Origin of the sequence: Lysobacter sp. K5869 (assembly GCF_018847975.1) — a bacterium.
Classification (GTDB): Bacteria; Pseudomonadota; Gammaproteobacteria; order Xanthomonadales; family Xanthomonadaceae; genus Lysobacter.
Genome location: NZ_CP072597.1, coordinates 1050109 through 1061948 on the forward strand (window position 1 = coordinate 1050109; position 11840 = coordinate 1061948).

Annotated in this window: 9 protein-coding genes; 5 read left to right on the top strand and 4 right to left on the bottom strand. The window is 67.6% G+C overall.

Annotated features, from left to right (window positions below; all coding sequences use genetic code 11):
- The first annotated feature begins 209 nt into the window (after positions 1-209).
- The 3 genes from J5226_RS04525 to J5226_RS04535 all read left to right on the top strand — a co-directional run bounded on the left by J5226_RS04525 (position 210) and on the right by J5226_RS04535 (position 3601).
- Positions 210-1412 carry an MFS transporter gene (locus J5226_RS04525; protein ID WP_215838672.1) on the top strand — a complete coding sequence of 401 codons (1203 nt, stop codon included), beginning with the start codon at positions 210-212 and terminating at the stop codon, positions 1410-1412.
- A 46-nt stretch (positions 1413-1458) separates the two neighbouring features.
- Positions 1459-2262, top strand: coding sequence for a 2,5-didehydrogluconate reductase DkgB (gene dkgB / locus J5226_RS04530; RefSeq protein WP_215838673.1), 804 nt, complete (start codon positions 1459-1461; stop codon positions 2260-2262).
- A 238-nt stretch (positions 2263-2500) separates the two neighbouring features.
- Positions 2501-3601 carry an alkene reductase gene (locus J5226_RS04535; protein WP_215838674.1) on the top strand — a complete coding sequence of 367 codons (1101 nt, stop codon included), beginning with the start codon at positions 2501-2503 and terminating at the stop codon, positions 3599-3601.
- Between the two features lie 229 nt (positions 3602-3830).
- Here the strand turns inward: J5226_RS04535 and mnmE are convergent, their stop codons facing one another.
- From mnmE to rpmH, 4 genes are all read right to left on the bottom strand, one after another.
- Positions 3831-5201 (bottom strand): tRNA uridine-5-carboxymethylaminomethyl(34) synthesis GTPase MnmE, encoded by a 1371-nt coding sequence (gene mnmE / locus J5226_RS04540; protein WP_215838675.1) that lies wholly within the window; start codon positions 5199-5201, stop codon positions 3831-3833.
- Between the two features lie 467 nt (positions 5202-5668).
- Positions 5669-7399 carry a membrane protein insertase YidC gene (yidC, locus tag J5226_RS04545; protein ID WP_215838676.1) on the bottom strand — a complete coding sequence of 577 codons (1731 nt, stop codon included), beginning with the start codon at positions 7397-7399 and terminating at the stop codon, positions 5669-5671.
- Positions 7400-7414: 15 nt separating this feature from the next.
- A complete protein-coding gene (rnpA, locus tag J5226_RS04550; RefSeq protein ID WP_215838677.1) occupies positions 7415-7849 on the bottom strand; it encodes a ribonuclease P protein component in 435 nt (144 codons plus the stop codon).
- An 86-nt stretch (positions 7850-7935) separates the two neighbouring features.
- Positions 7936-8076 carry a 50S ribosomal protein L34 gene (gene rpmH, locus J5226_RS04555; RefSeq protein ID WP_013536759.1) on the bottom strand — a complete coding sequence of 47 codons (141 nt, stop codon included), beginning with the start codon at positions 8074-8076 and terminating at the stop codon, positions 7936-7938.
- A gap of 328 nt (positions 8077-8404) precedes the next feature.
- Between rpmH and dnaA the strand changes: the two genes are divergently transcribed.
- Together dnaA and dnaN are read left to right on the top strand one after the other, a co-directional pair.
- Complete coding sequence (dnaA, locus tag J5226_RS04560) at positions 8405-9757, top strand: chromosomal replication initiator protein DnaA (RefSeq protein ID WP_215838678.1); 1353 nt, start codon at positions 8405-8407, stop codon at positions 9755-9757.
- A 733-nt stretch (positions 9758-10490) separates the two neighbouring features.
- The gene (gene dnaN, locus J5226_RS04565) at positions 10491-11591 is read left to right on the top strand and encodes a DNA polymerase III subunit beta (RefSeq protein WP_215838679.1); all 1101 of its coding nucleotides are present in this window, start codon (positions 10491-10493) and stop codon (positions 11589-11591) included.
- Positions 11592-11840: the final 249 nt, after the last annotated feature.

Consider the following 11840-nt stretch of genomic DNA (forward strand, 5'->3'; position numbering starts at 1 on the left):
GTTGTGGATAAGCCACATGGCCTGTATCGCCTTGTCCGGCATAGTTTTCCGGGTTCTTATCCGGCGGCTATACCCTGCTTATCCACAACTCTCAGCGCCGCTATATTTGACTTACAGTCAAATGTAATTCGGTAGAAACCCCGTTTTTCGGCAAAGGCCGGGCGCCGACACTGCGCATCCCGAATCGCTCGATTCCCCGGATGCCCGCCATGCCCCTCGCTCTGTTGGCCCTGACCCTCGGCGCCTTCGCCATCGGCACCACCGAGTTCGTCATCGTCGGCCTGATCCCCACCCTCGCCGCCGACCTCGGCGTCGACCTGCCCTCGGCCGGCCTGCTGGTCAGCCTGTACGCGCTGGCCGTCGCCATCGGCGCGCCGCTGCTGACCGCGCTGACCGGCCGGGTGCCGCGCAAGGCGCTGCTGGTCGGGCTGATGGCCTTGTTCACCGCCGGCAACGTGGTCGCCTGGCTCGCGCCCGGCTACGCCACGCTGATCGTCGCGCGCGTGCTCACCGGTCTCGCCCACGGCGTGTTCTTCTCGGTCGGTTCGATCATCGCCACCAGTCTGGTGCCGAAGGAAAAAGCCGCCAGCGCCATCGCCACGATGTTCAGCGGCATGACCGTCGCCTTCGTCACCGGCATCCCGCTGGGCACCTTCCTCGGCCAGCACTTCGGCTGGCGCGCGACCTTCCTCGCGGTCGCCGCGTTCGGTTTGATCGCGCTGATCGGCAGCGCGCTGTTCGTGCCCAAGCGCATCGCCCACAGCGCGCCCGCGCCGCTGCGCCAGCAAGCCGCGCTGCTGCTGCAACCGCGCCTGCTGCTGGTCTACGCGATGACCGCGGTCGGCTACGGCGGCTCGCTGATCGCCTTCACTTTCCTCGCGCCGATCCTGCAGGACATCGCCGGCTTCGGCCCGAACATGGTCGGCGCGGTGTTGCTCGCCTACGGCGTGTCGGTCGCGGTCGGCAACGTCTGGGGCGGCCGCCTCGCCGACCGCCACGGCCCGGTCAAAGCGCTCAAGACCATCTTCGCCCTGCTCGCCGTCGTGCTGCTGGCGCTGACCTTCACCGCGCACCACCCGTGGCTGGTGGTATTGACCGCCTTGGCCTGGGGCGCCGTCGCATTCGGCAACGTGCCCGGCCTCCAGGTGTACGTGGTCAAGCAGGCGCAGCGTTACGCGCCGCAAGCGGTCGATACCGCGGCCGGCTTCAACATCGCCGCGTTCAACCTCGGCGTCGCCGGCGGCGCCTGGGCCGGCGGCCAGGTCGTGGCTCATCTCGGCTTGGCGCACACGCCGTGGATCGCCGCGCTGGTGGTGTTCGCCGCGTTCGGTTTGACCGCGCTGAGCGGCCGTCTGGATCGCCGCGACGGCATCGCCGACCGCGCCGACGGCCTCGCGGTCGCCGCGCACTGATTCGCCACTGTTACTTCCTTCCCTCGTGTTGTCTGGAGATATCCCCATGAACGTTCCCGCTTTCGGCCTCGGCACTTTCCGCCTCAAGGGCCAAACCGTCGTCGATTCGGTGCGCACCGGCCTCGAGCTCGGCTACCGCGCCGTCGACACCGCGCAGATCTACGGCAACGAAGCCGAGGTCGGCCAAGCCGTCGCCGACAGCGGCGTGGCCCGCGATCAAGTGTTCCTCACCACCAAGATCTGGATCGACAACCTCTCGCGCGAACGCTTGATCCCGAGCCTGCGCGAGAGCCTGTCCAAGCTGCGCACCGATTACGTCGATCTGACCTTGATCCATTGGCCTTCGCCGAACGACGCGGTGCCGGTGGACGAATTCATGAGTGCGTTGCTGCAAGCCAAGCGCGAAGGCCTGACCCGCGCGATCGGCGTGTCCAACTTCAACATCGAGCTGATGCGGCGCGCGATCGCCGCGGTCGGCGCCGATCAGATCGCCACCAATCAGGTGGAGCTGCATCCGTACTTGCAGAACCGCACGCTCGCGCAGTTCGCGCGCGAAGCGGGCATCGGGCTGACCTCGTACATGACGCTGGCTTACGGCAAGGTGCTGAGCGATCCGACGCTGGCGGCGATCGCGGCGAAGCATCGCGCGACGCCGGCGCAGGTGGCCTTGGCCTGGGCGATGCAGTCGGGGTATGCGGTGATTCCGTCTTCGACCAAGCGCGAGAATTTGGCCGGCAATTTGCTGGCGGTTTCGCTGCGGTTGGACGACGAGGACATGCAGCGCATCGTCGGGTTGGATCGCGGCGAGCGGTTGACCGATCCGCAGGGGTTGGCGCCGGTTTGGGATTGATGCGGCGGCGTTGAATTGTCGCGGTCGCGGCTTGCGCCGCTCCTACAGGTCGATCGCGGAGTTCCTCGCGATCTTGGCGTCGTCGCAACGCAGCGACGGTAGGAGCGGCGCGAGCCGCGACCGCCCTCCCACCCGCTCGCCCCGCAAGCTTATCCACAGAACACAGCATCGACGCGATCCGGCCTGCGCCCCATCGCCGCCGCCCCCACGTCATCCCCAACTCCCGCGAGATCCCCCCATGCTGTTCACGCCCTACCGCCTCAGCGGCCTCGACCTGCCCAACCGCATCGTCATGCCGCCGATGACCCGCTCGCGCGCCGGCCGCGGCGACGTCGCCACCGAACTGATGGCGCAGTACTACGCCCAGCGCGCCAGCGCCGGCCTGATCGTCAGCGAAGGCACGCAAATCAGCCGCCAAGGCCAGGGCTACGCCTGGACGCCCGGCCTCTACACCCTCGAACAAATCGCCGGCTGGCGCCGCGTCACCGAGGCCGTGCACGCCGCGGGCGGCCGCATCTTCGCCCAGCTGTGGCATGTCGGCCGCGTCTCGCACGTCGCCTTGCAGGAAAACGGCGCCGCGCCGGTGTCGTCGTCGGCGCTGGTCGCCGAAGGCGTCAAGGTCTTCGTCGATACCGAAGGCCGCGGCCCCGAGGCCGGCGTCGGCGAAATGGTCCAGCACTCCGCGCCGCGCGCGCTGCGCGCCGACGAGATTCCCGCCATCGTCGCCGACTACGCCCAAGCCGCGCGCAACGCCGTCGCCGCCGGGTTCGACGGCATCGAACTGCACGGCGCCAACGGTTACCTCATCAATCAGTTCATCGATTCGCAAGCCAACGCGCGCGACGACGAATACGGCGGCTCGCTGCCGAACCGGTTGCGCTTCCTGCGCGAAGTCGCGCAAGCGGTCAGCGACGCCATCGGCGCCGAACGCGTCGGCGTGCGTCTGGCGCCGCTGACCACGATGCAAGGCGCGGTCGACGACACGCCGCAGGCGACTTATCTGGCCGCGGCGAAGCTGCTCGACGAGATCGGCGTCGCCTACCTGCACATCGCCGAAGCCGATTGGGACGACGCGCCCGGCATGCCCGACGCGTTCCGCGAAGCGCTGCGCATGATCTATCGCGGCACCCTGATTTATTCGGGCAAGTACACCAAGGCGCGGGCCGAGGAGGCATTGGCGAAGGGCTGGGCCGATTTGATCGGCTTCGGCCGGCCGTTCATCGCCAACCCCGATCTGCCGCATCGGCTGCAGCACGATGTGCCGTTGAACGACGGCGATCGCTCGCGGTATTTCGGTGGCGGTGCGCAGGGGTATACCGACTACCCGCGCGCGGCGTGATGGGTGTAGGAGCGGCGTGAGCCGCGACCTCGGCATCGCGCTTGCGTCGTTGCCGAAGTCTCGCGGTCGCGACTTGCGTCGCTCCTACAGGTAGCTAGGTCGCTGCAACGCAGCGGCTGTAGGAGCGACGCGAGTCGCGACCGCGATACCACGCTTACGACGTAACCTTGAAGGATCGATCGCGGCTCACGCCGCTCCTACAGGCGACATCGTCGCGACATCGGCCGCGTCACTTCCCGATGCAAAAACTCGAAAAGATATGCCCCAGCAAATCGTCGGCGCGCACGCGCCCGGTGATTTCACCCAGCGCATCGTGCGCCTGCCGCAACGCCTCGGCGGCCAGATCCAGCATTTCATAATCGAGCTGCGCCCGCGCCTCGCTCAATTCTGCATCCGCGCGCCGCAACGCATCGACGTGCCGCGCGCGCGCCGTGAACGCGCCTTCGCCCGCATCCGCCGCATCGCCCTGCGCCAGCGCGCGCAAACGCGCGTGCATGAGCTGCAAGCCCGCGCCCGTGTGCGCGGATACGAACACGCGATCTTCGCCGCCGACGTCCGCCGGGCCCGGCGAGTCGTGATCGGATTCGAGCAAGTCGATCTTGTTGTAGACGAACAACCGCGCCGGCACCGCTTCGATCGCATCGGCGACCGCGGCGAGGCCGCCGTGCGGATTGCGCGCGTCGAGCACGACGATGGCCAGATCGGCGCGGTCGAGTTCGCCGCGCGCGCGGCGCATGCCTTCGCGCTCGATCGCGTCGCCGCCGTCGCGCAGGCCGGCGGTGTCGACCAAGGTCAGTTCGACGCCGTCGAGTTTGATGGTCTCGTGCAGTAGATCGCGGGTGGTGCCCGCGATGTCGGTGACGATGGCGCGTTCGCTGCCGGCCAAGGCGTTCAGCAACGAACTCTTGCCCGCGTTGGGCGGGCCGACGATCACCGCGTGCAATCCGTCGCGCAGGCGGCGGCCGCGTTCGGCCGCGGCCAGCAGCGCTTGCAAGGCTTGCGCGGTGTCGCTCAAGCGCGCGCGCAACGCGGCGCCGCCGAGCGTGTCGATGGGTTCGTCGGCGAAATCGATCGCGGCTTCGATGTGCACGCGCACCGCGAGCAAGTCGCCGGCCAGCGCGTCGACCCTGCGCGAGAACTCGCCGTCGAGCGCGCGCCGCGCCGCCCGCGCCGCGCGCGCATCGGCGGCGGCGATCAGATCGGCGACGGCTTCGGCTTGAGCGAGATCGAGCCGGCCTTCGAGAAACGCGCGTTCGCTGAACTCGCCCGGCCGCGCGCGGCGCGCGCCGAGCGCGCAGGCGCGCGCGAGCAGTTCTTCCAGCAACGCCGGGCCGCCGTGCGCCTGCAACTCGGCCACGTCTTCGCCGGTGTAGCTGGCCGGCGCGGCGAAGTAGAGCGCGATGCCGTCGTCGAGCGTTTCGCCGTCGGCGTCGCGGAAGCGCACGTAATGGGCATGGCGCGGCTGCAGTTCGCGGCCGGTCATCGCCTGCGCGATCCCGCGCGCGTGGCGGCCGGACAAACGCACGATGCCGACGCCGCCCGCGCCGGGCGCGGTGGCGACGGCGGCGATGGTGTCGCGGGCGGGAGAGGCGGCGGTCATGGGCGAATGATAGTGGGTGGCGAGGCTGGGGATAACTCGGGGTGGAGCAGGGAACTGGGGAATGGGATTTCGGACTCGGATCGGACCTAGGACGAGGAGCGAGGAGCGAGGAGCGAGGAGCGAGGAGCGAGGAGCGAGGAGCGAGGAGCGAGGAGCGAGGAGCGAGGAAGAGCCTACAAGCCGCGGCGGCCGCTACCTACCGTCATCTCCGCGAAAGCGGGGATCCAGGGTTTTACCGAGGCACGACGCTGAAGTCTTTGGGTCCCCGCCTGCGGGGGATGACGACTTGGGAGTTTCTGCAGCTGTCGTGAGGACCGCGTCGTTGCGTGGAACCGTCAGAACGCCGGCCTGCAGCAACGCGTCCAGCTAACGACCCGCCGACGCGCTCCCCACCGACTTATCCCCAAAAACACGAAGCCCGCCATACGGCGGGCTTCGCTTCGATCCGTTCGCTCAAGAACGAGCGATCAGCTCTTGTCCTTGTCCTTTCCGCCGCCGCTACCGCCCGCGTTGTCTTCCGCGTAGCGCTTGGTCGTCGCCCACTGCTGCAGCAGACCCAAACCGCCGTTGGCGACTTGGTACAGCACCAGACCCGCCGGCAGGAACGCCAGGATCGCGCCGAACATCAGCGGCATGAACTGCATCATCTTCTGCTGCGCCGGGTCCATGCCGGTCATCGGGGTCAGCTTCTGCGTCGCCCACATGATCGCGATGTTGCACAGCGGCAGCACGAAGAACGGATCGCGCGAGGTCAGGTCGTGGATCCACAGCATCCACGGCGCGTGGCGCAGTTCCACCGACTCGGCCAGCATCCAATAGAGCGTCATGAAGATGATGATGCTCGGCAGCAGCGGCAGACAGCCGCCGACCGGGTTGATCTTCTCCTTCTTGTACAGCTCCATCAGCGCCATCTGGAACTTCTGCTTGTCGTCGCCGTAACGCTCCTTGAGCTGGGCGACGCGCGGCTGGAACTTGCGCATCTTCGCCTGCGACTTGTACTGCGCCGCCGACAGCGGATACAGCGCCAGCTTCAGCAGCACTACCAGGCCGATGATCGCCCAGCCCCAGTTGCCGAACAGGCCGTGCAGCTTGTCGAGCAGCCAGAACAGGCCGTTGGCGAGGGTGGCGAAGATCGAGTAGCTGCTGAAGTCGACCGCGCGGTCCAGACCCTGCACCTTCTGCGCTTCGATCGCCTTGACCAGCTTCGGGCCGACCCACAGGCGCGCTTCGGTGCTGGCCTTCTGGCCGGGCGCGACGTTGACGCCCGGGCCGAGGTCGCGGATCAGGTACTGCGGCGCGCCGCCGGCGTTGAGCTGCTCGAGCGAGAACTGGCCCTGGTCCTTGTCGCCCGGAATCCAGGCGGCGAAGAAGTGGTGCTGCAGCATCGCGATCCAACCGCCGGAGACCTGCTTGTTGAGGTTGCCGTCGGAGGCGAACTTGTCGAACTTGCGCTTCTCGTACTTATCGGTCGGGCTGTACCACGCCGCGCCCTGGAAGCTGTACTGCTCGGGGCTGAAGGGGCCCTTGCGCGCGAGCTCGCGCGGCACCCGGCTGAGCTGGCGGTAGACGAAGCCCTGCCACGGCGCGGCGCCGGCGTTGCTGACGTCGTCGCGGACCTTGATGACGTAGTCGCCGCGACGGAAGGTGTAGGTGCGGGTGATGGTCACGCCGTTGGCGCCGGTCCACACGAACGGCACCGCGATGTCCTTGGCGCCGTCGGCGAGCTTGAGCTCGCGCGAATCGCCGGCGTAGCGGAAGCCGCTTTCGTGGGTCGGGGCGATGCCGCCCTGGCTGACCCAGCCGCTCTGGGCGACGAAGTACAAGGTCGAGTCGTGCGCCAGCAGGCGCATCGGCGGGCTGTTCGGCTCGGTGCCGACCGGGTAGCGCAGCAGGTCGGCTTCGCTGACTTCGCCGCCGCGCAGGATCACCTTGAACACGTCGGTGCTGATCGTCACCGGCGCGTCGGTGGCCGGCGCGGCGCCGGCGACCGGGGTGGCGCCCGCGGCGGGCGGCGCGGTGGGCGCGCCCGGCACGCCGGGCTGGGCGGCGAGGCCCGCGGCGCTGGGCACGGTGCTGACCGGCGCGACCGCGCCCGGCGGCGGAGCCGGCGGCGCCGACTTCTCCTTGCCCCATTCCATCCACAGCAGGGTCGCCACCATCAGCCAGGCGAGGATCAGGAAAGCACGGGTCTGGTTCATGGGCAGCAGGCGGGCTCAGCCGGGACCGGGGTCCGGCGTGGGGTGAGAAGGGGAAGCGGCCGGCATTGTGCCGGGGGCCGCAGTCTCGGGCAATGCGAGAGCGCTACGCGCGCCGGCGCGCTTGAGCAGACTCTCGAACGCGGCGCGGAGTTCCGGGCCGGACAGCTTGGACGCGCCGGGCCGCGCGACCAGCACATAATCGCCCGGCGCGAGCTCGGCGCGCAGGTGGCGGAAGGCGTCGCGGAAGATGCGCTTGATCCGGTTGCGGCCGACCGCGTTCGGATCGACCTTGCGCGACACCGCCAGGCCCAGGCGCGCGGGCACGTTCGGATCGGCCTGGACATGCAAAGCGAGCACGGGCAGCGCCACGCGCCGTCCATGCTTGAAGATGCGGTCGAAATCGGAACGCGCGCGTACCCGCGCGGTGCGCGGGAAGCGGGACGAATTCATTGCAGGCGGTCGGCCGCGCGGCGCCGGATCGGACTGGTTGGGCCGGAAGCGGCCAACAGCGATCGCGGCAGGGCGGCCGGCAACGCTTAGGCGGTCAGGCGCTTGCGGCCCTTGGCACGACGACGGGCGAGGATCTTGCGACCATCGGCGGTCTTCATGCGGGCACGGAAACCGTGGTCGCGCTTGCGCTTGAGGTTGCTGGGCTGGTAGGTGCGCTTGGTGGCCATGACAGGCTCGCAAAGATAACGACGAAAGTGGACCGCCGATTCTAGCGGCGCACCCGAGTCAGGGTCAAGCCTTTGTCCCGATTGGGATTCCCGATCCGCGACGGACGCCACCGAAGCGGCCGGGGACAGCCTGTGTACGAGCTGTGCATGAACCTGTGGATTAGTCCTGTTCCGAACCCGGCCTCGGTGGTAGTCTGACCGACCCCCCGGCTTCCTGCGTCGCGATGTGCGCATCGTGCGTTGGGCCGCTTTCGTCCGTCGCCGGCGCTGTCGCCGCCGCGGCCGACCGCATCGCGCAGCATCACGCATAAAAGAAGACACGCTACAGATGGAAGCCTGGCCCCGCTGCCTCGAACGCCTTGAAGCCGAGTTCCCGGTCGAGGACGTGCATACCTGGTTGAAGCCGCTGCAAGCCGCGCAGCGCGACAGCAAGACCGTGCTCTACGCGCCCAACGCGTTCGTGGTCGAGCATGTGCGCGAGCGCTATCTCTCGCGCATCCGCGAATTGCTTTCGTACTTCGCCGGCAGCGAAGACGTCAGCCTGGAAGTCGGCTCGCTGCCGCGCTCGCCGGCCAGCACCCAGCCGTTGCCGCTGGAACCGGTGGCGAGCGTGGTGCGGCAAACGCCGGCCGCGGTGACCGCGCCGGTCGAACCGTTCCAAGGCAATCTCGATACGCATTACACCTTCGATAATTTCGTCGAAGGCCGCAGCAACCAGCTCGGCCGCGCCGCCGCGTGGCAGGCCGCGCAGAAGCCGGGCGAGCGCGCGCACAATCCGCTGCTGCTGTACGGAGGCACCGGCCTCGGCAAGACCCACCTTATGTTCGCCGCCGGCAACGCCATGCGCGACGCCAATCCGGCGATGCGGGTGATGTACCTGCGTTCGGAACAGTTCTTCAGCGCGATGATGAAAGCGCTGCAGGACAAGACCATGGATGCGTTCAAGCGCCAGTTCCAGCGCGTCGACGCGCTGCTGATCGACGACATCCAGTTCTTCGCCGGCAAGGACCGCACCCAGGAAGAGTTCTTCCACACCTTCAATGCGCTGTTCGACGGCAAGCAGCAGATCATCCTGACCTGCGACCGCTACCCGCGCGAAGTCGAAGGCCTGGAGCCGCGGCTCAAGTCGCGCCTGGCCTGGGGCCTGTCGGTGGCGATCGAGCCGCCGGACTTCGAGACCCGCGCCCAGATCGTGATCTCCAAGGCCAAGGAACGCGGCGCCGCGATCCCCGAGGAAGTCGCCTTCCTGCTGGCCAAGAAGATGCGCTCGAACGTGCGCGACCTGGAAGGCGCGCTCAACACCCTGACCGCCCGCGCCAACTTCACCGGCCGCGCGATCACCGCCGAGTTCGCCCAGGAGACCCTGCGCGACCTGCTGCGCGCCCAGCAGCAGGCGATCGGCATCCCCAACATCCAAAAGACCGTGGCAGACTACTACGGCCTCCAGATCAAGGACTTGTTGTCGAAACGGCGCACGCGTTCGCTCGCCCGTCCGCGCCAGGTGGCTATGGCGCTGACCAAGGAACTGACCGAACACTCGCTGCCGGAGATCGGCGATGCCTTCGCCGGTCGCGACCACACGACCGTTCTGCACGCCTGCCGTCAGATCCGCACCCTCATGGAAACCGACGGCAAGCTGCGGGAAGACTGGGACAAGCTGATCCGCAAGCTCAGCGAGTGATCCGCGGCGCCCGATCGACGGGCGCCGGCCTCGGCCTGGGATGCGCGGCAGCGCCGACGGCGCGATCCCGACATCGCGCTGCCGGCCGCGTCGCGCGGCCCGCGCCAACGCTGGCGCCGCACGTCCGGCTTTCTGGCCGGCGAACCGGCCGCGAATTTCCGCTCAGCCCAGGGGCCAGCGCCTCGTTTGCGTTGGGCGGCGCCTAGCCGGACTCCACGACGACGAGCGCGACGCAGCGGCGCGGCCTTCCGGTCGGCCCGCGGCCGTCCGCGCTCATCCGTAGAGATCGCAGGACCGCAGCATCGAGGCCGGGCGGGGGTTTCGGCGTTGGCGGTGTCGCTCATCCAGCGGAACCGGCAGGCCAGACGCTCGCGCGGCTCGCGATGGCGGAAGTCCATTGGCTCCGGCGTCTCGGGGTCCGCTTGGACACTTCGTCGCCGGTGGACACAAGGTAATGGCTAAGTTGCTGATACGAAAGGCATAAGTTGGGGGACTAGATTCGTACAAGCTGTGGATAAAGTTGACGCCGCGCGACCGCGCCGCAGTTATCCACAGGATCTACCGGTCCTCCAGGGCCAGTTCTACCCGCTTTTGAAGTACCGAAAAATAGTTGTAAATCAAAGGCTTAAGTCGGTTTTCAACCGTTTTTCGCCGCTCCACCGCCACTAAGCTTTTGATTTATACATCTCTTTTGTAATTGGGCTTGCGCCCACCGACCGGCCAAGGGGTCCGCATGCGTTTCAGCCTGCAACGCGAAGTTTTTCTCAAGCCGTTGGCCCAAGTGGTCAATGTCGTCGAACGCCGGCAGACCTTGCCGGTCCTCGCCAACCTGCTGGTGCAGGTCAAGGACGGCCAGTTGTCGCTGACCGGCACCGATCTGGAAGTCGAAATGATTTCCCGGGTCAACGTCGACGACGCGAAAGACGGCGAAACCACGATTCCGGCGCGCAAGCTGTTCGAAATCGTTCGCGCCCTGCCCGACGGCAGCAAGGTCACCGTGAGCCAGGCCGCCGAGAAGATCACCGTGCAGGCCGGCCGTTCGCGCTTCACCTTGTCGAGCCTGCCGGCCAACGACTTCCCGTCGATCGACGAAGTCGAAGCCACCGAACGCGTGCGCGTTCCAGAAGCCGCGCTCAAGGAGCTGATCGAACGCACCGCGTTCGCAATGGCGCAGCAGGACGTGCGCTATTACCTCAACGGTCTGCTGTTCGATCTGCGCGAAACCAGCCTGCGCTGCGTCGCCACCGACGGCCACCGTTTGGCCTTGTGCGAAGCGCCGTTCGAAGGCGGCGCGCAGACCAAGCGCCAGATCATCGTGCCGCGCAAGGGCGTGCAGGAACTGCAGCGTTTGCTCGAAGGCGGCGATCGCGAGGTCGAGCTGGAAATGGGCCGCGGCCACATCCGCATCAAGCGCGACGATGTGACCTTCACCAGCAAGCTCATCGACGGCCGTTTCCCCGATTACGAAGCCGTGATTCCGATCGGCGCCGACCGCGAAGTGCGGATCGAGCGCGAAATCCTGCGCGCGTCGCTGCAGCGCGCGGCGATTTTGTCGAACGAGAAGTACCGCGGCGTGCGCATCGAAGTCTCGCCGGGCCAGCTCAAGATCAGCGCGCACAACCCGGAACAGGAAGAAGCGCAGGAAGAAGTCGAAGCCGACACCAAGGTCGACGACCTGGCCGTGGGCTTCAACGTCAACTACCTGCTGGACGCCCTGACCGCGCTGCGCGACGAGCACGTGGTGCTGGCGCTGCGCGACGCCAACTCGTCGGCGCTGGTGCGCGAGGCCTCGAACGAGCGTTGCCGCCATGTGGTGATGCCGCTGCGGCTCTGATCCACGCCCGGTTCGCTTCGGTTCCACGTGGAACAAAACACACGCCCGGCTTCTGCCGGGCGTGTTCGTTTTGGGCTTCCGCGTTCCGACCAGCTCCTGCGCAAGGTTCCTGAGCCCCCTGTAGGAGCGGCGTAAGCCGCGATAAACCGAAGCGGTTGACCTCCGAGAACCGGCCGAAGTGGCTGTTCTGCAAGCGAAAAGCCCCGCATCGACGCGTTTCGGCCTCGGTTAGCCCCGCTTTCGTACATC